Below are 22,314 nucleotides of genomic sequence, written 5' to 3' on the forward strand. Positions count from 1 at the left end.
GCAGTGCGTGCTAGAATACGCCGCCCTGAAGTTCTTCGTTGTGAGTATTCTATGTCTGATAGCCCAAAAAAAGTGATCGTCGGCATGTCCGGCGGTGTCGACTCTTCCGTTTCCGCCTACTTGTTGCAGCAACAAGGTTACAAGGTGGAAGGCCTGTTCATGAAGAACTGGGAAGAGGATGACGGCGAGGAATACTGCACCGCGGCGGCGGATCTGGCCGACGCGCAGGCCGTCTGCGACAAGCTCGGCATTGAGCTTCACACCGTCAATTTTGCCGCAGAGTACTGGGACAACGTCTTTGAGCACTTCCTTGCGGAGTACAAAGCCGGGCGCACGCCAAACCCCGATATTCTCTGCAACAAAGAGATCAAATTTAAAGCCTTCCTTGAGTTCGCCGCCGAAGATCTTGGTGCGGACTATATTGCCACCGGCCACTATGTACGCCGCGCCGATGTCGACGGCAAAAGCCGCCTGCTGCGCGGTCTCGACGGCAACAAGGATCAGAGCTACTTCCTCTATACGCTGGGCCATGAACAGATCGCCCAGAGCCTCTTCCCGGTCGGCGAGCTGGAAAAGCCTCAGGTGCGTAAAATCGCCGAAGAGCTGGGCCTTGCCACCGCGAAGAAGAAAGACTCGACCGGTATCTGCTTTATCGGCGAGCGCAAATTCCGCGAGTTTCTCGGCCGCTATCTGCCTGCACAACCGGGCAAAATCGTCACCGTTGATGGCGAAGCGATCGGCGAACACCAGGGCCTGATGTACCACACACTGGGCCAGCGCAAAGGCTTAGGCATCGGCGGCACCAAAGAGGGCAGCGAAGATCCGTGGTATGTGGTCGACAAAGATGTCGAAAACAATATCCTCATCGTCGCCCAGGGCCACGACCACCCGCGCCTGATGTCGGTCGGGCTGATTGCCCAGCAGCTGCACTGGGTCGATCGCGAGCCGGTCAACGGCACGCTGCGCTGTACGGTGAAAACCCGCTACCGCCAGCAGGATATTCCCTGCACCGTCACGGCGCTGGACGACGATCGCATTGAAGTGCGCTTCGACGAGCCGGTGGCTGCCGTCACGCCGGGTCAATCTGCCGTCTTCTATCTGGATGACGTCTGCCTTGGCGGCGGCATTATCGAGCAGCGCCTGCCGCTGCCGGTTTAACTCTGTTTTAGCGATATCGGACTGGCTAACGCCCGCGCAGATGCACTCATACGCGGGCACAAAAAGGAGTAAGTGTGGCGAAGAACTATTACGACATTACCCTGGCGCTGGCAGGCATCTGTCAGTCAGCACGTCTGGTGCAGGAGCTTGCGCACCAGGGCCACTGTGACGCCGACGCGCTGCACGTTTCCCTTAATAGCGTTATCGATATGAACCCGGACTCCACCCTCGGCGTGTTTGGCGGCAGCGAAGCCAACTTGCGCATTGGCCTCGAGTCGCTGCTTGGCGTGCTCAACGGCAGCAACCGCCAGGGGCTGAACGGGGAAGTGACCCGCTACACCCTGAGCATGATGGTACTCGAGCGCAAGCTGGCGGCAAAAAAAGCGGCGATGGAGACGCTCGGCACCCGCATTGGCGGCCTGCAGCGCCAGCTTGAACACTTCGATCTGCAATCCGACACCCTGCTGAGTGCGATGGCCGCCATCTATGTCGACGTCATCAGCCCGCTCGGGCCGCGCATTCAGGTCACCGGCTCCCCTGCCATTTTGCAAAGCGCTCAGGTGCAGGCCAAAGTGCGCGCCACCCTGCTGGCAGGCATCCGCGCCGCCGTGCTGTGGCACCAGGTGGGCGGCGGTCGGCTACAGTTAATGTTTTCCCGTAATCGCCTGTCGACACAGGCCAAACACATTCTCGCTCATTGTTAACCTCCCGGAGTTGTGACTTATGGAATTATCCTCACTGACCGCCGTTTCCCCTGTCGATGGACGCTACGGCGATAAAGTCAGCGCGCTGCGCGGGATCTTCAGCGAATTCGGTTTGCTGAAGTTTCGCGTTCAGGTTGAAGTACGCTGGCTGCAAAAACTGGCGGCGCACGCGGCGATCAAGGAAGTTCCTGCTTTTGCCGATCACGCAAACGGTTTCCTCGACAAAATCGTTACGGACTTCTCGGTTGAAGATGCGCAGCGCATCAAAACCATTGAGCGCACCACCAACCACGACGTGAAAGCGGTAGAGTACTTTCTGAAAGAGAAAGTGGCCGAAGTGCCGGAGCTGCACGCGGTCTCTGAGTTTATCCACTTCGCCTGCACCTCCGAAGATATCAACAACCTCTCCCACGCCCTGATGCTGAAAAGCGCCCGCGATGAGGTGATCCTGCCCTACTGGCGTCAACTGATTGACGCGGTGAAAGCGCTGGCCGTTGAGTACCGTGATATTCCGCTGCTGTCGCGCACCCACGGTCAACCGGCCACCCCGTCGACCATCGGCAAAGAGATGGCGAACGTCGCTTACCGTATGGAGCGCCAGTACCGCCAGCTCAACCAGGTGGAGATTCTCGGCAAAATCAACGGCGCGGTTGGCAACTATAACGCCCATATCGCCGCTTATCCGGAAGTGGACTGGCACAAGTTCAGCGAAGAGTTTGTCACCTCATTAGGCATTGAGTGGAACCCCTACACCACGCAGATTGAGCCCCATGACTACATCGCCGAGCTGTTTGACTGCATGGCGCGTTTCAACACCATCCTCATCGACTTCGATCGCGATGTCTGGGGTTATATCGCCCTCAACCACTTTAAGCAGAAGACCATTGCCGGGGAGATTGGATCCTCGACCATGCCGCATAAAGTGAACCCGATTGACTTTGAAAACTCCGAAGGTAACCTCGGCCTGTCCAACGCCGTGCTGCAACACCTGGCGAGCAAACTGCCGGTCTCGCGCTGGCAGCGCGATCTGACCGACTCGACGGTGCTGCGTAATCTCGGCGTCGGCGTCGGTTATGCGCTGATCGCTTACCAGTCGACTCTGAAAGGCGTCAGCAAACTGGAAGTGAACCGCGACCGCCTGCTGGATGAGCTGGATCACAACTGGGAAGTGCTGGCCGAGCCGATCCAGACGGTGATGCGCCGTTACGGCATTGAGAAGCCGTACGAAAAACTGAAAGAGCTGACCCGCGGTAAGCGCGTTGACGCCGAAGGGATGAAGCAGTTTATCGACAGCCTGGCACTGCCGGAGGACGAAAAAGTGCGCCTGAAAGCGATGACGCCGGCCAACTATATTGGTCGCGCTATCACCATGGTTGATGAGTTGAAGTAATCCCCGTCCGCTCTGCCCGCCCTCTTTCGCCGGAAAGAGGGCATCTTCCTGTTACGGTTGAGTAAATGTTTATCCCTCTTGTAACAAAATCAGCGTTAAACTATTCACTCCAAAAATAGAGGGAGAGGTCTGACGATGCGCGTACTGGTTGTGGAAGATAATGCTCTGCTGCGCCACCACTTAAAAGTGCAGTTGCAAGAGCTGGGACATCAGGTCGACGCCGCCGAAGATGCAAAGGAAGCGGATTACTTTCTGAACGAACACCTGCCGGATATCGCGATTGTCGATCTTGGCCTGCCGGATGAAGATGGCCTGTCGCTGATCCGCCGCTGGCGCAGCCATGAGGTCTCGCTGCCGGTGCTGGTGCTTACCGCACGTGAAGGGTGGCAGGATAAGGTCGAAGTGCTGAGCGCGGGCGCCGATGATTACGTCACCAAACCGTTCCATATCGAAGAAGTGGTGGCGCGCATTCAGGCGCTGATGCGCCGTAACAGCGGCCTCGCCTCACAGCTGATCTCCATGCCACCGTTCCAGGTTGACCTCTCACGCCGCGAACTCTCGGTCAATGAGGAAGTGGTCAAACTCACCGCCTTTGAATACACCATTATGGAGACGCTGATCCGTAACAGCGGCAAAGTGGTGAGCAAAGATTCGCTGATGCTGCAACTCTATCCCGATGCCGAACTGCGCGAGAGCCACACCATTGATGTGCTGATGGGTCGCCTGCGCAAAAAGATCCAGGCACAGTATCCCGATGAGGTGATCACTACCGTGCGCGGTCAGGGCTACCTTTTCGAACTGCCAAAATGAAACGCCTGTTGCGGCACCTCTTCCCGCTCTCGCTGCGGGTGCGCTTTTTACTCGCCACCGCCGCGGTAGTGATGGTGCTGTCGCTGGCGTATGGCGTGGTCGCGCTGGTCGGCTACAGCGTCAGCTTCGATAAAACCACCTTCCGACTGCTGCGCGGCGAGAGCAACCTCTTCTATACGCTGGCGCAGTGGAAAGAGAACAAGCTTGAGATCGACCTGCCGGAAAACCTCGATCTGCAAAGCCCGACCATGACCTTTATTTACAACAAAAACGGCAAGCTGATCTGGTCCCAGCGGGATGTGCCGTGGTTGCAAAAACGCATTGAGCCGGAGTGGCTGAAAAGCGATGGTTTTCATGAAATTGAAGCGGATATCGACTCCACCAGCACGCTGATCAACGACGATCACGCCGCCTCGGAGCAACTCAAAGCGATCCGTGAAGATGACAGCGACTCTGAAATGACCCACTCGGTGGCGGTAAACCTCTACCCTGCCACCGCGCGTATGCCGCAGTTGACCATCGTAGTAGTCGATACCATCCCGATCGAGCTTAAACGCTCCTATATGGTGTGGAACTGGTTTATCTACGTGCTCTCAGCCAACCTGCTGCTGGTGATCCCGCTGCTGTGGCTGGCGGCCTGGTGGAGCCTGCGGCCAATTGAGGATCTGGCGCGCGAAGTGCGCGAGCTGGAGGAGCACCACCGCGAGCAGCTCAACCCGGAAACCACCCGCGAGTTGACCAGCCTGGTGCTTAACCTCAACCGCTTGCTGAAAAGCGAGCGTGAGCGCTATGACAAATATCGCACCACCTTGACCGACCTCACCCACAGCCTGAAAACGCCGCTGGCGGTGCTGCAAAGCACGTTGCGCTCGCTGCGCAGCGACAAGATGAGCGTCAGCGAGGCCGAACCGGTGATGCTTGAGCAGATCAGCCGCATCTCGCAACAGATTGGTTACTACCTGCACCGCGCCACCATGCGCGGCAGCAGCATGCTCAGCCGCGAGCTACATCCGGTCGCCTCACTGCTTGATAACCTCACTTCCGCGCTGAATAAGGTCTATCAGCGTAAAGGGGTTAATATCACGCTCGATATCTCGCCGGAGGTAGGTTTTGTCGGCGAGCAGAACGACTTTATGGAAGTGATGGGCAACGTGCTGGATAACGCCTGCAAATATTGCCTCGAGTTTGTTGAGGTCTCCGTTAACCAGAGCGACGACATGCTGCACATTGTTGTCGAGGATGATGGCCCCGGTATTCCGCTGGCGAAACGCGAGCTGGTGTTCGATCGCGGTCAGCGCGCCGACACGCTGCGTCCGGGCCAGGGCGTCGGGCTTTCGGTGGCGCGGGAGATCGTCGAGCAGTATGGCGGGCAGATCCTGACCGGCGACAGCCTGCTCGGCGGTGCGCGCATGGAAGTGATTTTTGGTCGTCAGCAAACGGGAATAACGGGCGACTGAACCCCCTTAACCCAGCTATAATCGATTATTCAGCCCATGATTAATTGCCGGAAATGTATATGGAATATCACGTAGAGATAAACTGGCCAGATTTTATTCAACGCTACTGGCAGAAACGCCCGGTGGTGCTGAAACGCGGAATTAAGGATTTCGTCGATCCGATTAGCCCGGACGAACTGGCGGGGCTGGCGATGGAGAATGAAGTCGACAGCCGCCTGGTCAGCCATCTTGATGGCAAATGGCAGGTAAGCCACGGCCCGTTTGAGAGTTACGATCACATGGGCGAAAACAACTGGTCGCTGCTGGTGCAGGCGGTGAACCACTGGCATCAGCCTGCCGCAGCGCTGATGAGCCCCTTCCGCGTGCTGCCGGACTGGCGCACCGACGATCTGATGATCTCCTTCTCGGTGCCGGGCGGCGGCGTTGGCCCGCACCTCGATCAGTATGATGTCTTTATTATTCAGGGGACCGGCCGTCGCCGCTGGCGCGTCGGGGATAAAGTGCCGCTGCAGCAGCACTGCCCGCACCCGGATCTGCTGCAAGTCGATCCTTTCGAAGCGATCATCGATGAAGAGATGGAGCCGGGCGATATTCTCTATATTCCGCCAGGATTCCCGCACGAAGGTTATTCGCTGGAGAATTCGCTCAACTACTCGGTCGGTTTCCGTGCGCCAAGCGGGCGTGAGCTGATCAGCGGCTTTGCCGATTATGTGCTGCAACGAGAACTGGGTAGCCAGCGCTACAGCGATCCGGACGTGCCGGAGCGCGACCACCCGGCGGATATCCTGCCGCAGGAGCTGGATAAGCTGCGCGAGATGATGCTTGGGCTGATTAATCAGCCGGCACAGTTTAACGAATGGCTCGGCGAGTTTATCTCCCAGTCGCGTCACGAACTGGATATCGCGCCGCCGGAACCGCCCTATCAGCCGGATGAGATCTACGATGCGCTGAAACAGGGCGACAAACTTGCGCGTCTCGGCGGCCTGCGCGTGCTGCGCATCGGCGACGATGTCTACGCCAACGGCGAGAAGATCAACTCCCCGCACCGCCCGGCGCTCGAAGCGCTGGCTCGCCATAGCGTTATCTCCGGCGAGATGTTTGGCGATGCGCTGGACGATCCCTCCTTCCTCGCCATGCTTGCCGCACTGGTAAACAGCGGGTATTGGTTCTTCGAGGATTAATATCCTCTGGCGCCATCGGGCATCATGCCTGATGGCGCTGCGCTTATCAGGCCTACAAAACCGCACGAACCCGTAGGCCGGATAAGGCGCTTGCGCCGCCATCCGGCAATGAGCGCTGCGCCTGAAAACTGCCTGATGGCGCTGCGCTTATCAGGCCTACAAAACCTTCAAAAGCGTGCCATCCGGCAATGCATTACCGCCTTTCCCCGGCATCCATATCGGCTATCTCCCCTGCCCAATCCTCCGGATACACCCCGGCGCGGACATCGCGATGGAAGGTGGAAAAGGGCCATTGCGCGGTGCATTTCACAAATCCATGTTTAACCGGGTTGATATACACATAATCCATATGATGCCGGTAATCCCGCTCATCGCGGATGGTGTGCTCCCAAAAGCGCGGCTGCCAGATCTCTTTATCTCCGAGCGACTTGCTGAAGGCTTTTTTAAGCTCTCGCCAGCGACCGGAAAAATCATCATCGTTTTCGGGCAAGGTCCAGATGCAGTGCATATGTTCCGGCAGGATAACCCAGGCGTTGATATCAAAAGGCTGGCGGCGTTTCACCGTGAGGGTTGCATGACGCAAAGTATCAATATGGCGGGTAAGAAGATCGCTGCGCCGATCGCGCAGGTTGACGGTGAAAAACCATGTGCCGCCGCGCACATAATGACGACGATAGTCAGACATCTGGAAACTCCTTTTCCATTCGTAATCCCTGTTGCCTGATGGCGCTACGCTTATCAGGCCTACAAAACCGTACTAACCCGTAGGCCGGATAAGGCGGTACGCCGCCATCCGGCAATGAGCACTGCACCTGAAAACTGCCTGATGGCGCTGCGCTTATCAGGCCTACAAAACCTACAAACGCGTGCCATCCGGCAATGATTCCCGCGCCGGGAATCAACCCTGCGCGGTCTCCCTTTCGGCGGTTAACTCCGCGATCCGCACAATCACCTGCACCGCTTTTTCCATGCCGTTGAGGGTGGCGAACTCGTGTTTGCCGTGATAGTTGTAGCCGCCGGTAAAGATATTCGGGCAGGGCAGCCCCATAAAGGAGAGCTGTGCGCCGTCGGTGCCGCCGCGGATCGGTTTCATCTCCGGTTCGATATCGCAATCGCGCATCGCCTGCTGGGCAATGTCAATAATGTGCGGGAACTCCGCCACCTTCTCGCGCATATTGTAATAACTGTCTTCAATCGCCAGTTCGATATAGCAATCCGGATGCAGCCCTTTGCCCACCTCTTTGGCGATCTCCATCATCTTGCGTTTGCGGGCTTCAAACGATTTGCGCTCAAAATCGCGGATGATGTAGTGCATCTCGGCGCGATCCACCGTGCCTTTAATGCTGGTGAGATGGTAAAAGCCCTCATACCCTTCGGTCTGCTCCGGGCTCTCCTCTTCCGGTATGCGCGCATGAATTTTGCTGGCGAGCGTCATGGCATTGACCATCACCCCTTTTGCGGTGCCGGGGTGGACGTTATTACCGACGATTTTTACCGTCACCGACGCGGCATTGAAGTTCTCAAACTCCAGCTCGCCAATGCCGCTGCCATCCATGGTGTAGGCCCACTTCGCGCCAAAGGCCTCAACATCAAAATATTTCGCCCCTTTGCCCACCTCTTCATCGGGTGTAAACGCCACGCAGATATCGCCGTGGGGAGTATTTTTTGTCTTCAGCACCGCCAGCGCGGTCATGATCTCTGCCACGCCCGCTTTATCATCCGCGCCGAGCAGGGTTTTGCCGTCGGTGGTGATCAGCGTATGGCCAAGCAGCTGATGCAGCACCGGGAACATCACCGGTGAGAGGATCTCATCGCCAACACCGAGCGCAATATCACCGCCACGGTAGTTTTCAAGGATCTGTGGGTTAACATTTTTGCCGCTGAAGTCGGGCGAGGTGTCGACGTGGGAGATAAAACCAATCGCCGGAACCGGCTTGTCGACGTTGGATGGCAGTTTTGCCATCAGCGTGCCCTTATCGCTTAAGGTCACGTCCAACAGCCCCATCTCTTTAAGCTGGTCTTGCAGTAAATGCAGGAGCTTCCATTGACTATCCGTACTTGGCACCTGCCGCACGCCGGGCTTCGATTGCGTATCCAGCGTTACGTACTGCAAAAAGCGCTCTAATAACTTATCCATAAAGCCCCCTAACAAAATGTCACAACATTATCAGTAAGCGTGAAAAGACAAATATTGCGTCAGGTCACTTTTACCCGGCAAACGAGAATATTTTAAAGGTCGTCGTATTAAACGTAGTTGAGAAAGTGACTGATTGGGCGGCGAAAAGCCATCAACGATTGGCGATTTAACCGCTTTGCCGTAGAATGCCTGGCCTTAAATCGTGCACAACCCTGAAGGTGGTTAATCACAAACCCCGCATCTGATACGCCCTCCGATGCGCAAACACGGGACAGAGTCAAAAATTGAATACACAATCGCGTTCGCGTTCGCCGCTGGTTGAGCTGGCCGGTCTGCGCAAAAGCTTTGATGGCAAAACGGTAATCTCCGATTTCAATCTCACCATTAATAACGGCGAATTTCTTACACTGCTCGGCCCCTCCGGCTGCGGTAAAACCACGGTTCTGCGCCTGATTGCCGGGCTTGAGAGCGTCGATGTTGGTCATATCCAGTTAGATAACCAGGATATTACCGACGTTCCGGCGGAGCATCGCCACGTGAACACCGTTTTTCAAAGTTACGCCCTCTTCCCGCACATGACCGTGTTTGAAAACGTGGCGTTTGGCCTGCGGATGCAAAAGACGCCAGCGGCCGAGATTACTCCGCGCGTCACCGAAGCGCTGCGTATGGTGCAGCTTGACGAGTTCGCCCAGCGTAAACCGCACCAGCTCTCCGGCGGTCAGCAGCAGCGCGTCGCCATCGCCCGCGCGGTGGTCAATAAACCGCGTCTACTGCTGCTGGATGAGTCCCTCTCCGCCCTCGATTACAAACTGCGTAAGCAGATGCAGAACGAGCTGAAAGCGCTACAGCGTAAACTCGGTATCACCTTCGTCTTTGTGACCCACGATCAGGAAGAAGCCCTGACGATGTCCGATCGCATCGTGGTGATGCGTAACGGGCGCATCGAGCAGGACGGCACGCCGCGCGAGATCTACGAAGAGCCGAAAAACCTCTTTGTCGCCAGCTTTATCGGCGAAATCAACATTTTCAACGCCACGGTGATTGAGCGTCTCGACGAGAGCCGCGTGCGCGCCAACGTTGAAGGGCGCGAGTGCAATATTTACGTCAACTTCCCGGTGGAGAGTGGTCAGCAGCTCAATGTGCTGCTGCGCCCGGAGGATCTGCGCGTCGAAGAGATCAACGATATCGCCGAGGTTGAAGGGCTGATCGGCTACGTGCGCGAGCGCAACTATAAAGGCATGACGCTGGAGTCGATGGTTGAGCTGGAAAACGGCAAGATGGTGATGGTCAGCGAGTTCTTCAACGAAGACGATCCCGACTTTGACCACTCGCTTGATCAGAAGATGGCCATCAACTGGGTCGAAAGCTGGGAGGTCGTGCTGGCTGATGAAGAGCACAAGTAAATTCCAGAAAGCGGTGATCGCGACCATCGTCGGCTGGCTGGTGCTGTTTGTCTTCCTGCCGAACCTGATGATCATCGCCACCAGCTTCCTGACCCGCGACGACGCCAACTTCGTTAAGCTGGTCTTCACGCTGGATAACTACGCGCGGCTGCTTGATCCGCTCTACTTCGATGTGCTGCTGCACTCGCTGAATATGGCGCTGATTGCCACCTTCGCCTGCCTGCTGCTCGGCTACCCGTTTGCCTGGTTCCTGGCAAAGCTTCCGGCGAACGTGCGCCCGCTGCTGCTCTTTTTGCTGATTGTCCCCTTCTGGACCAACTCGCTGATCCGCATCTACGGGCTGAAGATCTTCCTCAGTACCAAAGGCTACCTCAACGAGTTCCTGCTCTGGCTGGGGGTGATCGATACGCCAATCCGCATCATGTTTACGCCGGGTGCAGTGATTATCGGCCTGGTCTATATCCTGCTGCCGTTTATGGTGATGCCGCTCTACTCCAGCATTGAGAAGCTCGACAAACCGCTGCTGGAAGCGGCGAAAGATCTCGGTGCCAGCAAGCTGCAAACCTTTCTGCGCATTATTATTCCGCTGACCATGCCGGGGATTATCGCCGGTTGCCTGCTGGTGATGCTGCCGGCCATGGGGCTGTTCTACGTCTCGGACTTAATGGGCGGGGCGAAAAACCTGCTGATCGGCAACGTCATTAAGAGCCAGTTCCTCAATATTCGCGACTGGCCGTTCGGCTCCGCGACCAGTATCACCCTGACGCTGGTGATGGGGCTGATGCTGCTGGTCTACTGGCGCGCCGCGCGTCTGCTTAACAAAAAGGTGGAGCTGGAATGATCGGTCGTCTCTTCAGAGGCGGTTTTATGGCCGCCATTTACGCTTACCTCTATATTCCGATCATCATTCTGATCGTAAACTCCTTTAACAGTTCGCGCTTCGGCATTAACTGGCAGGGCTTCTCCACCAGGTGGTACAGCCTGCTGATGAATAACGACAGCCTGTTGCAGGCGGCGCAGCACTCACTGACCATGGCGGTATTATCCGCCACCTTCGCGACGCTTATCGGCGCGCTGACGGCAGTGGCGCTTTACCGCTACCGCTTTCGCGGCAAGCCATTTGTCAGCGGCATGCTGTTTGTGGTGATGATGTCGCCGGATATCGTGATGGCCATCTCCCTGCTGGTGCTGTTTATGCTGCTCGGCGTGCAGCTCGGCTTTATGTCGCTGCTCTTCTCGCATATCACCTTCTGCCTGCCCTTTGTGGTGGTAACGGTCTTCTCGCGCCTGAAAGGGTTTGATGTGCGGATGCTGGAAGCGGCGAAAGATCTCGGTGCCAGCGAGTTCACCATTTTGCGCAAGATTATCCTGCCGCTGGCGATGCCTGCCGTGGCGGCGGGCTGGCTGCTCAGCTTTACCCTGTCGATGGACGACGTCGTGGTCTCCTCGTTTGTTACCGGACCAGGGTATGAGATCCTGCCGCTGAAAATTTATTCGATGGTCAAAGTGGGCGTCTCGCCGGAGGTAAACGCGCTGGCCACGATTCTGTTAGTGCTGTCGCTGGTGCTGGTGATCGCCAGCCAGCTGATTGCTCGCGATACGACGAAAGCTAAGAGGACATCTTAATGAAAAAATGGTCACGCCACCTGCTCGCCGCAGGCGCGCTCGCCTTCGGTATCAGCGCCGCGCACGCGGATGATAACAAAACGATCTACTTCTATAACTGGACCGAGTATGTGCCGCCAGGCCTGCTGGAGCAGTTCACCAAAGAGACCGGCATCAAAGTGATCTACTCGACCTACGAGTCGAATGAGACGATGTACGCCAAGCTGAAAACTTATAAAGAGGGCGCCTACGATCTGGTGGTGCCTTCCACCTACTTTGTCGACAAAATGCGCAAAGAGGGGATGATTCAGAAGATCGATAAGTCGAAGCTGACCAACTTCCACAACCTCGATCCGCAGATGCTCAACAAACCCTTTGACCCGAGCAACGACTACTCGATCCCCTATATCTGGGGCGCAACGGCGATTGGCATCAATAGCGACGAGATCGATCCGAAAAGCGTCACCAGCTGGGCCGATCTGTGGAAGCCGGAGTATAAAAGCAGCCTGCTGCTGACGGATGATGCACGCGAAGTGTTCCAGATGGCGCTGCGCAAGCTCGGTTACTCTGGCAACACCACCGACCCGAAAGAGATTGAAGCGGCCTATAAAGAGCTGCAAAAACTGATGCCGAACGTCGCCGCCTTCAACTCCGATAACCCGGCTAACCCCTATATGGAGGGGGAAGTAAATCTCGGGATGGTGTGGAATGGCTCGGCGTTCGTTGCGCGCGAAGCGGGCACGCCGCTGGAGGTGGTGTGGCCTAAAGAGGGCGGTATCTTCTGGATGGACAGCCTCGCTATTCCGGCGAATGCGAAAAACGTCGACGGCGCGCTGAAGCTGATTAACTTCCTGCTGCGCCCGGAGATCGCCAAACAGGTGGCGGAAACCATCGGCTACCCGACGCCGAACCTTGCCGCACGTAAGTTGCTCAAGCCAGAAGTGGCTAACGACAAATCCCTCTACCCGGATGCGGAAACCATCAGCAAGGGCGAGTGGCAAAATGACGTTGGCAGCGCCAGCGCGCTGTATGAAGAGTATTATCAGAAGCTAAAAGCCGGTCGTTAAGATCGCAGATCGCCGTCCGGTGTGACATTTTTCGCAGCGGACGGCGATAAAAAACCCGCCGCTGTCGTTGTGTATCCGCGCGACTGCACTAGAGTCAATGGATGTCCGGTTAATAAGGGATACCGATGCTCGTCTTATGGAACACGCTGATCACGCTTGCCACTGTTGCCGCGATGGAGATTATCGCCACGCTTGCGCACAAATATGTCATGCATGGCTGGGGATGGGGCTGGCACCGCTCGCACCACGAACCGCGCACCGGCGCCTTTGAGGTTAACGATCTCTACGCCGTGGTTTTCGCCCTGCTGGCGATTGTACTGATCGCCCTCGGCACCGCCGGTTTCTGGCCGTTACAGTGGATTGGCGCAGGCATGACGCTGTATGGCGCGCTCTACTTTATGGTGCATGACGGGCTGGTACATCAGCGCTGGCCGTTTCGCTACGTGCCGCGCCGCGGCTACCTGAAACGCCTCTATATGGCTCACCGCCTGCACCACGCGGTGCGCGGCAAAGCCGACTGTGTCTCGTTTGGCTTTCTCTATGCCCCGCCGGTTGAGGATCTGCAACAGACCCTGCGCCAGCGCAAACGGGCGGAGCATGAGGAGAAGGTCAGCGCGCGCGCGGACGCTGCCACAGGTGAGCAGGACGCGGCGCAGGCCGCGACAGACGGGAAGTAAGCGCCATCCCCGCCCCTTTCGCCAGTAAGCCGAGCTTCTCGGCCTTGCTGGTGCCCTGGCGCTGTTCCCACGCTGCCGCTCCGGCGGCCATCACTTTAATGCCAATCTGCCGGTAGACGCCGTGCGCGGCGGCAATCGCCCACGCCGAGCGCAGCGGCAGACCGTGCAATCCTGCTTTCGCCGACGCGTAATAGGGTTCAGCGGCCATCACCAGCCTGCGTGCCAGCCGTGCGATATGCTGCCGTTTCGCCGGGTCGGCAATCTCTCTGGCCGTCATCCCCTCCTCCGCCAGCCACTGCGCAGGCAGATAACAGCGCCCATTTTCCGCATCTTCAACAATGTCGCGGGCAATATTGGTTAACTGAAACGCCAGCCCTAAATCACAGGCGCGATCGAGCACCGCCTCATCGCGCACGCCCATGATCCACGCCATCATCAGGCCAACCACGCCCGCGACGTGATAACAGTAGCGCAGCGTATCGTCAAAGGTCTGGTAGTGGGTTTCGCGCACATCCATCGCGAAACCCTCGAGATGCGCAAAGGCGAGATGAGCGGGCATTTCATGGCGCGTGACCACCTCCTGGAAAGCGGCAAACGCCGGTTCGCCCATCGCCTCGCCATCGAAGGCGCGCTGCGTCTCAACGCGCAGCATCTCGAGGCGCGCCAGCGCGCTCTCCTGCTGCGGCACTTCAGTGCGAAAGCCAAGCTCCTGCTCATCAATCACATCATCGCAGTAGCGGCACCAGGCATAGAGCATCAGTGCGCTGCGGCGCGTAGCGGGATCAAACAGCTTCGAGGCGGTGGCAAAACTTTTCGAGCCGACGGTAATCGTCTCCGTCGCATGGCTCATTAACGCATCATTCATCCGCTAAGCGCCTCGACCATCAGCCCCGCCGTCGCTTTCGCCGAACCGATCACGCCAGGAATGCCCGCACCAGGGTGAGTGCCTGCGCCGACGAGATAGAGGTTGTCGATCTCGCTATCGCGGTTATGGGGGCGGAACCAGGCGCTCTGGCGCAGGATCGGCTCCACGGAGAAGGCGGAGCCCAGGTGCGCGCCAAGCTGGTCGCGGAAATCGACCGGGGTAAACATGCGCTCGGTGACCAGTTGGTCGCGCAGGCCGGGCATATAGTGCTGCTCCAGATAAGCAAAGATGCGATCGCGCAGGCGCGGCCCTTCGACGGCCCAGTCGATCTTCGCTTTGCCAAGGTGCGGCACCGGCGCAAGGACGTAGTAGCTGCCGCAGCCGGGCGGTGCCAGCGAGGGGTCGGTAACGCAGGGCGCGTGCAGATAGAGTGAGAAATCCTCCGCCAGCGCTTCGCCGTGGAAAATCTCCTCAATCAGCTCTTTATAGCGCGGCCCGAAGCAGACGGTGTGGTGCGCCAGCTGATCGTGGTGATGATTGAGACCAAAATAGAGCACAAACAGCGAGTTGCTCATGCGCTTACGCTTCAGCGAAGCGGCGCGTTTCGCCCCGGTCGGATGGTGGCCGAGCAGCTTCTCGTAGGTGTGCACCACATCGGCATTCGACGCGACGGCGGCGGCCGCAATACGGCGGCCATCTTTTAACTCGACACCGGTAATACGTTTGCCCTCGGCCTCCAGCTTGCTCACTTCAGCATTCAGCTCCAGCGTGCCGCCGAGATCTTCAAACAGCTTCACCATTCCCTGCACCAGCGCCCCGGTGCCGCCGCGGGCAAACCAGACGCCCCACTCCCGCTCCAGGGCGTGGATCAGCGTATAGATCGACGACGTGGCAAAGGGGTTACCGCCCACCAGCAGCGAGTGGAAAGAGAACGCCTGGCGCAGGTGCTCATCTTCAATAAATTTGGAGACCATGCTGTAGACGCTGCGCCACGCCTGCAAGCGCATCAGCTGCGGGCCAGCGCGCAGCATATCGCGGAAGGAGAGGAACGGGACGGTGCCGAGCTTCAGGTAACCCTCTTTAAACACTGCTTTTGAGTAGTCGAGAAAACGGCGGTAGCCCTCGACGTCGCGCTCGTTAAAGCGGCGGATCTGCGCTTCAAGTCGTGCCTGATCGTTATCGTAATCAAACACCTTCCCCTGCTCCCAGCAGAGGCGATAGAACGGCGTCACCGGCAGCAGGTCGACGTAATCTGCCATCTTTTTACCCGCAAGGGTAAAGAGTTCTTCAATGGCGCTGGGATCGGTAATCACCGTTGGCCCGGCGTCAAAGGTAAAGCCCTGATCCTGATAGACATAGGCGCGGCCGCCCGGCTTGTCGCGCTGCTCCAGCAGCACGGTCGGCACGCCCGCCGCCTGCAGGCGAATGGCTAACGCCAGCCCGCCAAATCCGGCCCCGATGACGATGGTTTTATTCATGATTGAAGGCTCGCAGTCCAGGTGTGTGTTTAAGTACGGCGCGCATGGCTTCGCCCACCGGTACCGGCGGTTTTCCTGTCAGGATCCGCGCTTTATCAAAAAAGGTGAGTCTGTCGGCGTAGAAGCGGGCGATGAGCGCCGGGTTGAGGCCATAAAAGCGCTGCATCACCTGCCAGCGCGCACTGGCGTCACCCGCCAGAAACAGCATGCGGTTGAGCATGCGGTAGAAGCGCTGCTGACGCCAGACGCGCTCGGCGTAGTGCTTGATCAGAGTAAAGATTTTATCGCCCGCAGGCACCGGCTGCTCAGCAATAAGATCCGCCAGCGCCACCGCGTGCGGCAGGGAGTAACCGGTAGTGGCGTGAAACAGCCCGGCGCGCAGGCCGCTACAGGGTTGCGGCGCGCGCGATTGCCAGAAGGCGCGGATATCGCCATCCAGCGTGATCGGCAGGTTGCCCTGCTCTTCACGCACCAGCGTTGTCAGCGTCCAGCCCTGCTGGTGCGCGTAATCCGCGATGTGCTGGCGCGCCTCATCGCCGCTGAGGGTGGGCCGATCAATATAGTGGGTATCTTCGATCAGTACCTCGCGCGCCGAGAGCGGCAAGGTGTAGACAAAACGGTACCCGTCCGCCTGGCTGACGGTGGCATCCATCAAAATCGGCTGCTGAAGCTGGTGCGGCTCGGCAAGCTGCCAGTGCTGGCCAAGGAAGGATTGAAAGCCGGGCGTCAGATGGGCATCCGGCAGGTAGCCGCGCCCGTCAATCACCGCCCCGGCGTGCAGCGTTTCGCCGCTCTCAAGGGTAACACTCTGCGGCGTCAGGCTCGCCACCGGCGTATCGGTTAACAGCGCAGCGCCGAGGGTGTCGGTAATTTTCTGCGCGAAGTGCTCTGAGCTGATACTGAGATAGCCGCCCTCCAGCGTGCGCTGGCGCGCCGGAAAACGCACTTCGTAACCCGGCCAGCGGTGGCTGACCAGTGGAGCTATCCAGCGGTGCTGCGCCTCCGTCAGATCCGCCTGATGGAAAGACCAGGTGTGATTGCCGCCCGGCTGCGCGCCCGCTTCAACCATCAGCAGGCGCAGATCGGGCCGGGCATGGTGCAGACGCCAGGCGATAAGGCCATTCGCCAGCCCGCCGCCGACGAGGATCAGATCCCAGCGCGGGCTCATAGCGCACCCGCCATCACCGGCTGTCCGGTGTTCAGCGCCTGCTCAACAATCTGCGCCGCGCGCGGCGCGCCGCCCGCCTGCTGCAACGGTTGCTGCATCGCGGCAAGCCTTGCGGCGTAACGGTTATCTGCCAGCAGCGCGCGCAGGCTCTTCTCCACCCGCGCGCTGCTGGCAAAGCGTGACACCCGGCGACCAATCTGGTGGTACTCGACCCGCGCCGCGACGCCGGGCTGATCGAAGGCCAGCGGGATCACCAGAATCGGTGTAGTGCTATTGATGGCGTCCATCACAGTATTCATGCCGCCGTGGGTGACCACCACATCGGCGTCGCGCATCACCGCCGTCTGGTCAGCAAAGTCGGTCACTTCCGCCCCGCGGGCGATCAGCTTCTCCACCTGGCGCGCGTTCAGCCCGCCGCAGTGGGCGATCAGTAAGCGCACATTCATGCGCCGACAGGCGCGGGCAATGGTGCGAAATAGCCGGTAGCGATGCCCCTGCAAGGTGCCGAGGGAAGCAAAAATCAGCGGGCGTTCAGCGTGAGACTGGCTAACAGGGGCGATCGCCTGCGGCTGGCGCAGCGGCCCGACCGCGTGGAACCAGGCGGGAAGCTGGCGCGGGAAATCGAAGCAGGCCAGCGTCTGGCTGATCTGCGCCAGCGGCGAGAGGCACTCATGCATCGCGTTACGTTCAGGGATGCCAAAGCGGCGCGCATGCCGGGAAATGACGGCATTTTGCCGCGCCATCACCTTGTCATAAACCTGGGTGCTGGCACGGTAGAGTTTTTTGCGCCGCTCGCCGGGCGCATAGCGAAAAGGCATCACCGGCAGCGGGATAGTTTCATCCCGGTTAACGGGCAGCGCGCAGGCGACGGAGACAAACGGCAACCCCAGCGACTCTGCCGCCAGCCCACCGGCAGGCTCCATCTGATCGACAATCACCCCTTCGACGCCAAGCTGCGTCAGCGCGGCAGGCAGCGCGTGGCAGAGCATATCGGTGGTGCTTGCCAGATCGTTTATCAGGCGAATGATGCCCGGCCCTGCGGGATGGGCCATCAGGCGTAAAGTGCGTTGCAGACGGGCGGGCGGATGGCTCTTTTCGCCAACCGCGCAAAAGCCGATGCGCGGATCCTGCAATAACTGCTGCGCCACGGCCTGATTAACAAAGGTGATGCGGTGCCCGCGCGCAATAAGCGCCTGCGCCAGCGCTTCCAGCGCGCGCATATGGCTGTAGAGCGGCGGTGAGATCACAGCATAGTGGCTCATGCTTCACGCACCAGCGTCGCCTGGCGTAGCGCCTCCAGGTTAGCGCTGCCGGTGCAGAAACAGGCGACACGAAGTTGATCGATTACCACCTGGAAGTGGGCGGCGACGGTTTCACATGAGATGGTGGCGCTGCCGAGCACGGCCGCAGCCTGGCCCACCAGCGACGCACCCAGCCGCAGCGCTTTCGCCGCGTCGATACCGTTCGCAATGCCGCCGGAGGCGATAAGCGGCATCTCCGGCATCGCCTGTTGCAGGTCGGTCAGCGCCTGCGCGGTCGGAATGCCCCAGTTGGCAAAGGCCATTGCCACGGCGCGATGATGAGCCTGCGCGGCGCGCTCGCCCTCCACCGCCGCCCAGCTGGTGCCGCCTGCCCCGGCGACATCAAGCATCGCCACACCGGCCTCGCGCAACTGGCGCGCGACGTTGACGGATAACCCGGCTCCCACCTCTTTAACTACCACCGGGACGGGAAGTGCCGCCACGGTTTTCTCAATCGCTGCCAGCACGCCGCGCCAGTCGCGATCGCCACCGCTTTGCAGCGCTTCCTGCAGTGGATTGAGGTGAATAATCAGCGCGTCGGCTTCAATCATCTCCACCGCGCGACGGGCGTAATCGACACCCTCAGGCCCGGCAATTTGCGCGGCGCCGAGGTTTGAGAGCAGCGCGATATCCGGCGCCAGCTGGCGCAGTTCACGGGTTAAGCCAGAGTTCTCTCTGCTCTCCAGCGCCACGCGCTGTGAGCCAACCCCCATCGCCAGACCAAGCTGCTGCGCCGCCTGCGCCAGATGGCGGTTGATCATCGCCGCACGGCTGGCGCCGCCGGTCATGGAACTGATCAACAGCGGTGCGCGCAGGGATTTGCCAAACAGCCTGCAGCCAAGATCGATCTCATCCAGATGCAGCTCCGGCATCGCGCAGTGTTCAAAGCGCCACTGCTCAAAGCCGGTGGTACGTTTCATGGCGCTGTGTGGGCTGTTAAGGACGATATCGAGGTGATCGTTTTTACGTTTCGCCAGATCCTTCATGTGCTAGCACCCCGGCAGCGTCGTCGCCCGGCTTTCGCCAAACAGCGTCATCTGTTTATCGAACCAGGCGCGCATAAAGCGGCGCGTAGAGACGCCGCGCGGGCAGGCGTTAGCAAGATGTTCATCGGCGCTACGCAGATGGTCGCTCAGGCGCTGATGCACCACCTCTGCGCCCAGCATCGCCACCAGCGTCGATTTACCATCATCTTTATTGAGATCTTTGCCGGTGCCGTTCAGCCCGTCGGTGAGATCGTCCATCAGCTGGAACGCCTGGCCGAGATCGAGGGCAAAACAGCGCAGCCGCTCACGTACCTGCGGCGGAGCTTCGGCGGCAATTGCCGCCATTTGTAGCGTGGCATCAAACAAGCGGCTGGTTTTCAACTCATTGGTCAGCTGGATAGCTTCCGGGCTGCGCGCCTTGTCGCCCTCATGCAGATCGAGAAACTGCCCCTGTACCAGCCCCTGAAGCCCAACGGCGGTGGAGAGTTCCGCGACGGATGCCGCTTTGCAGGCGGCCGATAAGCCCTGCGCCTCTGCCACCACGCCAAAGGCGCGGCTCAGCAGCGCAACGGCGGCCAGAATGGCGACGTTTTCACCATACTGGCGATGAATGGTTGGGCGTCCACGCCGCAGCGCGGCGTTATCCATACAGGGGATATCGTCCAGCATCAGCGAGGCGGCGTGCACCATTTCGACAGCACAGGCGAGATCGAGCAGCCCACGCTGGTCAACATCGCAGCCAAGATCGTGCGCGGCCAGCATCAGCAGCAGCGGACGAACACGCTTGCCCGCCACCAGGGTACCTTCGCGCATCGCGCTGTAGATCTGATCCTGCTGCGCACCGGCGGGTAACAGGTGATCGAGGCGTTGTTGCAGCGCATCGCGTAATGTCTGCAATTGGGCGTCGTGGTTGAGATTCATCGTGGCTGTCCCTCGTTATCCTTAAAGCGATGGCCGGGTAAATAAGTCAGAGCGTGAGGGCAGCGGTTAGCCTGCTGCGCTCGTCGGAGTGCGTAAAAAACTCCGCGCAGCCTGGGCGCTAATCTCTGCGGTGTCGTATTGGCAAAGCGTAGCGTAGATTGGGACATTTGCTCCGTAACGAGCGAATTCATAAGAATTTTTACATTATTACAACATAGCCGCCCGGTCAACCTTGCGCGACCGGGCGAAGCGCTTATAACCCTTTCAGCAGCTTGTCGACGAACGCCGGAACAACCTCGCTTGCCAGCCCATACTGCTTCTCTTCAAACTCGCTACCGACCTGGCTCGGTTCGAGGTTAAGTTCCACCGTATGCGCGCCGTGCAGCTTCGCCTCATGGACAAACCCGGCGGCGGGATAGACATGCCCGGAGGTACCAATGGCGATAAAGAGATCCGCCATCGCCAGCGCGCTGTAGATCTCATCCATGCCGAGCGGCATTTCGCCAAACCACACCACGTGCGGGCGCAGCGGCGCGGGGAACTGGCAGCAGTGGCACTTATCCTCTTCGGTGACAACGCCGGTCCACTCCAGCACCTGCCCGCTCTGCGAACAGCGCACTTTCAGCAGCTCGCCATGCATATGGAGAATGTGCTGATTCCCGGCGCGCTCGTGCAGGTTGTCGATATTCTGCGTGATCAGCAAAAAGCGATCGCCCAGCGCCTCTTCCAGCTGCGCCAGCGCCAGATGCGCGGCGTTTGGCGCGATCTCCGGCTGCTGTAGCTGGCGGCGGCGATCGTTATAGAAGCGCTGCACCAGCTGCGGATTGCGGGCGAAACCTTCCGGCGTCGCCACATCTTCCACATGATGCTCTTCCCACAGGCCATCCGCAGCGCGGAAGGTTCGGATACCGGATTCAGCGGAGATCCCCGCCCCGGTTAAGACAACAACTCTCGGTTTTTCCATTACGTCATGCACCATTATGTCGCGGAAAAAAATTCGCTGGCGTAAGCGCTCGCGCAGGCGACGCTTGTTGCGGCGAAAACGGCTGAGACGATGTGAACGTCGCGATTGCATGGGCATCCTCTCAGGGGTGGTCTGCAAGGTGAAGGAAGGCCGCGCCGCGCATACCGCCCGCGTCGCCGTGGCGCGCGCGTTCGATACGGGGAACGTCGCCGGCCGGTAACAGGTGTGGCGCGATGCGATCCGGCAGCAGCCGGGTCAGCGCGCTGAAGTTGGATAATCCGCCGCCAATCACCATCAGATCCGGGTCGATAATCGTCAAAAGATTGCCAAGGCACACTGCCAGCAAGTCGACGTAGCGCTCAACGTGCACCCGCGCGTTTGCCTCGCCCTGCTCCCAGCGCGCGATAATTTCCGGCGCTGTCAGAGTCTGATGATAGAAGTGTTGATAGAGCCACGCAAAACCGCGACCGGAGAGATAGTTCTCAATACAGCCGATATTGCCGCAGCCGCAGCGCAAAAGGGGAAAGTCAAAACCCATCAGAGAGAGTGCATCGACGGGCAGGCGAATATGGCCAAATTCGCCGGTAATAAAGCGCCGCCCGGGGATCGATTTGCCGTTAAACACCAGCCCGCCGCCGACGCCAGTGCCGAGGATCAGCCCCATCACCAGCGGATAGTGGCGGAACTCCTCATCCCAGGCCTCTGAAAGGGTAAAACAGTTGGCATCGTTATCGATACGCACGTCGCGATCGAGCAGATTACTCAGGTCGCGGCGCAGCATCTGCCCGCTGGCGGCGGGTAAATTCGCAGCATAGAGCGTGCCATCGGCGGTTTCCGGGATCCCCGGAATGCCAATGCCGACGCTGCCCTTCACGCCGCTGCGGCGATCGGCTTCCGCCACCAGCGCGGCGATAGCCTGCAGAAATGCGTCGTAACTTTCGTGGGGCGTGGCAATACGCGTTTCCCACTGCAACCGCCGCCCGGCGTCAAAGAGGCCGAGCGCGATTTTACTGCCACCAATATCAAACCCGTAGTGCATTGC

The 22,314-nt window shown here is 59.1% G+C and carries 21 protein-coding genes; 11 read left to right on the forward strand and 10 right to left on the reverse strand.

The window, feature by feature from the left end; translation table 11 throughout:
- Positions 1-51: 51 nt before the first annotated feature.
- From mnmA to IAE48_RS01750, 6 genes are all read left to right on the forward strand, one after another.
- Entirely contained in the window at positions 52-1,158 is a 1,107-nt protein-coding gene (gene mnmA / locus IAE48_RS01725; RefSeq protein ID WP_042717548.1) for a tRNA 2-thiouridine(34) synthase MnmA, read from the forward strand.
- A 74-nt stretch (positions 1,159-1,232) separates the two neighbouring features.
- Positions 1,233-1,862 (forward strand): high frequency lysogenization protein HflD, encoded by a 630-nt coding sequence (gene hflD / locus IAE48_RS01730; protein ID WP_042717549.1) that lies wholly within the window; start codon positions 1,233-1,235, stop codon positions 1,860-1,862.
- 19 nt (positions 1,863-1,881) lie between these two features.
- Positions 1,882-3,252 (forward strand): adenylosuccinate lyase, encoded by a 1,371-nt coding sequence (purB, locus tag IAE48_RS01735; protein WP_200133260.1) that lies wholly within the window; start codon positions 1,882-1,884, stop codon positions 3,250-3,252.
- A gap of 135 nt (positions 3,253-3,387) precedes the next feature.
- Positions 3,388-4,062, forward strand: coding sequence for a two-component system response regulator PhoP (gene phoP, locus IAE48_RS01740; protein ID WP_023481368.1), 675 nt, complete (start codon positions 3,388-3,390; stop codon positions 4,060-4,062).
- Positions 4,059-5,519, forward strand: coding sequence for a two-component system sensor histidine kinase PhoQ (gene phoQ / locus IAE48_RS01745; RefSeq protein WP_200133261.1), 1,461 nt, complete (start codon positions 4,059-4,061; stop codon positions 5,517-5,519). The genes phoP and phoQ overlap by 4 nt, the downstream gene beginning before the upstream one ends.
- Before the next feature lie 59 nt (positions 5,520-5,578).
- A complete protein-coding gene (locus IAE48_RS01750) occupies positions 5,579-6,700 on the forward strand; it encodes a cupin domain-containing protein (RefSeq protein WP_200133262.1) in 1,122 nt (373 codons plus the stop codon).
- A gap of 193 nt (positions 6,701-6,893) precedes the next feature.
- Here IAE48_RS01750 and IAE48_RS01755 read toward each other — a convergent pair whose 3' ends face one another.
- Positions 6,894-7,385, reverse strand: coding sequence for a transposase (locus tag IAE48_RS01755; protein ID WP_200133263.1), 492 nt, complete (start codon positions 7,383-7,385; stop codon positions 6,894-6,896).
- 213 nt (positions 7,386-7,598) lie between these two features.
- Entirely contained in the window at positions 7,599-8,837 is a 1,239-nt protein-coding gene (pepT, locus tag IAE48_RS01760) for a peptidase T (protein WP_200133264.1), read from the reverse strand.
- 284 nt (positions 8,838-9,121) lie between these two features.
- Here pepT and potA point away from each other — a divergent pair, with 284 nt between their 5' ends.
- The 5 genes from potA (at position 9,122) to IAE48_RS01785 (ending at position 13,589) form a co-directional block, all read left to right on the forward strand.
- Positions 9,122-10,240 carry a spermidine/putrescine ABC transporter ATP-binding protein PotA gene (gene potA, locus IAE48_RS01765; RefSeq protein ID WP_042717563.1) on the forward strand — a complete coding sequence of 373 codons (1,119 nt, stop codon included), beginning with the start codon at positions 9,122-9,124 and terminating at the stop codon, positions 10,238-10,240.
- Entirely contained in the window at positions 10,224-11,081 is an 858-nt protein-coding gene (potB, locus tag IAE48_RS01770) for a spermidine/putrescine ABC transporter permease PotB (protein ID WP_023481604.1), read from the forward strand. The genes potA and potB overlap by 17 nt, the downstream gene beginning before the upstream one ends.
- Positions 11,078-11,866: a spermidine/putrescine ABC transporter permease PotC gene (gene potC / locus IAE48_RS01775; RefSeq protein ID WP_200133265.1), complete on the forward strand. Its 789-nt coding sequence runs from the start codon at positions 11,078-11,080 to the stop codon at positions 11,864-11,866. Before potB ends, potC begins: the two co-directional genes overlap by 4 nt.
- The gene (potD, locus tag IAE48_RS01780; protein WP_200133266.1) at positions 11,866-12,912 is read left to right on the forward strand and encodes a spermidine/putrescine ABC transporter substrate-binding protein PotD; all 1,047 of its coding nucleotides are present in this window, start codon (positions 11,866-11,868) and stop codon (positions 12,910-12,912) included. Before potC ends, potD begins: the two co-directional genes overlap by 1 nt.
- 125 nt (positions 12,913-13,037) lie before the next feature.
- On the forward strand, positions 13,038-13,589 hold the full coding sequence (locus tag IAE48_RS01785) for a sterol desaturase family protein (protein WP_200133267.1): 552 nt from the start codon (positions 13,038-13,040) through the stop codon (positions 13,587-13,589).
- On the opposite strand, the gene crtB is transcribed toward IAE48_RS01785, so the two are convergent.
- The 8 genes from crtB to nagK form a co-directional block, all read right to left on the reverse strand.
- The gene (gene crtB / locus IAE48_RS01790; RefSeq protein WP_200133268.1) at positions 13,522-14,454 is read right to left on the reverse strand and encodes a 15-cis-phytoene synthase CrtB; all 933 of its coding nucleotides are present in this window, start codon (positions 14,452-14,454) and stop codon (positions 13,522-13,524) included. The two genes, IAE48_RS01785 and crtB, sit on opposite strands and share 68 nt — an antisense overlap.
- Positions 14,451-15,932: a phytoene desaturase gene (locus tag IAE48_RS01795; protein ID WP_200133269.1), complete on the reverse strand. Its 1,482-nt coding sequence runs from the start codon at positions 15,930-15,932 to the stop codon at positions 14,451-14,453. Before IAE48_RS01795 ends, crtB begins: the two co-directional genes overlap by 4 nt.
- On the reverse strand, positions 15,925-17,100 hold the full coding sequence (gene crtY, locus IAE48_RS01800) for a lycopene beta-cyclase CrtY (RefSeq protein WP_200133270.1): 1,176 nt from the start codon (positions 17,098-17,100) through the stop codon (positions 15,925-15,927). The genes IAE48_RS01795 and crtY overlap by 8 nt, the downstream gene beginning before the upstream one ends.
- Positions 17,097-18,362: a glycosyltransferase gene (locus IAE48_RS01805; RefSeq protein ID WP_200133271.1), complete on the reverse strand. Its 1,266-nt coding sequence runs from the start codon at positions 18,360-18,362 to the stop codon at positions 17,097-17,099. Before IAE48_RS01805 ends, crtY begins: the two co-directional genes overlap by 4 nt.
- Positions 18,359-19,387: a type 2 isopentenyl-diphosphate Delta-isomerase gene (gene fni, locus IAE48_RS01810; protein WP_200133272.1), complete on the reverse strand. Its 1,029-nt coding sequence runs from the start codon at positions 19,385-19,387 to the stop codon at positions 18,359-18,361. Before fni ends, IAE48_RS01805 begins: the two co-directional genes overlap by 4 nt.
- Positions 19,388-19,390: 3 nt before the next feature.
- A complete protein-coding gene (locus IAE48_RS01815; protein ID WP_200133273.1) occupies positions 19,391-20,308 on the reverse strand; it encodes a polyprenyl synthetase family protein in 918 nt (305 codons plus the stop codon).
- A gap of 253 nt (positions 20,309-20,561) precedes the next feature.
- A complete protein-coding gene (gene cobB, locus IAE48_RS01820) occupies positions 20,562-21,383 on the reverse strand; it encodes a Sir2 family NAD+-dependent deacetylase (RefSeq protein WP_200133274.1) in 822 nt (273 codons plus the stop codon).
- Between the two features lie 10 nt (positions 21,384-21,393).
- Positions 21,394-22,311, reverse strand: coding sequence for an N-acetylglucosamine kinase (gene nagK / locus IAE48_RS01825; RefSeq protein ID WP_200133275.1), 918 nt, complete (start codon positions 22,309-22,311; stop codon positions 21,394-21,396).
- Between the last annotated feature and the right edge of the window lie 3 nt (positions 22,312-22,314).

Source organism: Kosakonia sp. S57 (assembly GCF_016516575.1).
GTDB classification, from domain to species: domain Bacteria; phylum Pseudomonadota; class Gammaproteobacteria; order Enterobacterales; family Enterobacteriaceae; genus Kosakonia; species Kosakonia cowanii.

Excerpts from the sequence above, each read along its gene's own strand:
- IAE48_RS01815 (WP_200133273.1), bottom strand. The coding sequence starts at position 20,308 with ATGAATCTCAACCACGACGCCCAATTGCAGACATTACGCGATGCGCTG.
- mnmA (WP_042717548.1), top strand. The coding sequence starts at position 52 with ATGTCTGATAGCCCAAAAAAAGTGATCGTCGGCATGTCCGGCGGTGTC.
- IAE48_RS01750 (WP_200133262.1), top strand. The coding sequence starts at position 5,579 with ATGGAATATCACGTAGAGATAAACTGGCCAGATTTTATTCAACGCTAC.
- nagK (WP_200133275.1), bottom strand. The coding sequence starts at position 22,311 with ATGCACTACGGGTTTGATATTGGTGGCAGTAAAATCGCGCTCGGCCTC.
- IAE48_RS01755 (WP_200133263.1), bottom strand. The coding sequence starts at position 7,385 with ATGTCTGACTATCGTCGTCATTATGTGCGCGGCGGCACATGGTTTTTC.
- IAE48_RS01795 (WP_200133269.1), bottom strand. The coding sequence starts at position 15,932 with ATGAATAAAACCATCGTCATCGGGGCCGGATTTGGCGGGCTGGCGTTA.
- potC (WP_200133265.1), top strand. The coding sequence starts at position 11,078 with ATGATCGGTCGTCTCTTCAGAGGCGGTTTTATGGCCGCCATTTACGCT.
- potD (WP_200133266.1), top strand. The coding sequence starts at position 11,866 with ATGAAAAAATGGTCACGCCACCTGCTCGCCGCAGGCGCGCTCGCCTTC.
- purB (WP_200133260.1), top strand. The coding sequence starts at position 1,882 with ATGGAATTATCCTCACTGACCGCCGTTTCCCCTGTCGATGGACGCTAC.
- fni (WP_200133272.1), bottom strand. The coding sequence starts at position 19,387 with ATGAAGGATCTGGCGAAACGTAAAAACGATCACCTCGATATCGTCCTT.
- phoQ (WP_200133261.1), top strand. The coding sequence starts at position 4,059 with ATGAAACGCCTGTTGCGGCACCTCTTCCCGCTCTCGCTGCGGGTGCGC.
- crtB (WP_200133268.1), bottom strand. The coding sequence starts at position 14,454 with ATGAATGATGCGTTAATGAGCCATGCGACGGAGACGATTACCGTCGGC.
- pepT (WP_200133264.1), bottom strand. The coding sequence starts at position 8,837 with ATGGATAAGTTATTAGAGCGCTTTTTGCAGTACGTAACGCTGGATACG.
- IAE48_RS01785 (WP_200133267.1), top strand. The coding sequence starts at position 13,038 with ATGCTCGTCTTATGGAACACGCTGATCACGCTTGCCACTGTTGCCGCG.
- phoP (WP_023481368.1), top strand. The coding sequence starts at position 3,388 with ATGCGCGTACTGGTTGTGGAAGATAATGCTCTGCTGCGCCACCACTTA.
- cobB (WP_200133274.1), bottom strand. The coding sequence starts at position 21,383 with ATGCAATCGCGACGTTCACATCGTCTCAGCCGTTTTCGCCGCAACAAG.
- IAE48_RS01805 (WP_200133271.1), bottom strand. The coding sequence starts at position 18,362 with ATGAGCCACTATGCTGTGATCTCACCGCCGCTCTACAGCCATATGCGC.
- potB (WP_023481604.1), top strand. The coding sequence starts at position 10,224 with ATGAAGAGCACAAGTAAATTCCAGAAAGCGGTGATCGCGACCATCGTC.
- crtY (WP_200133270.1), bottom strand. The coding sequence starts at position 17,100 with ATGAGCCCGCGCTGGGATCTGATCCTCGTCGGCGGCGGGCTGGCGAAT.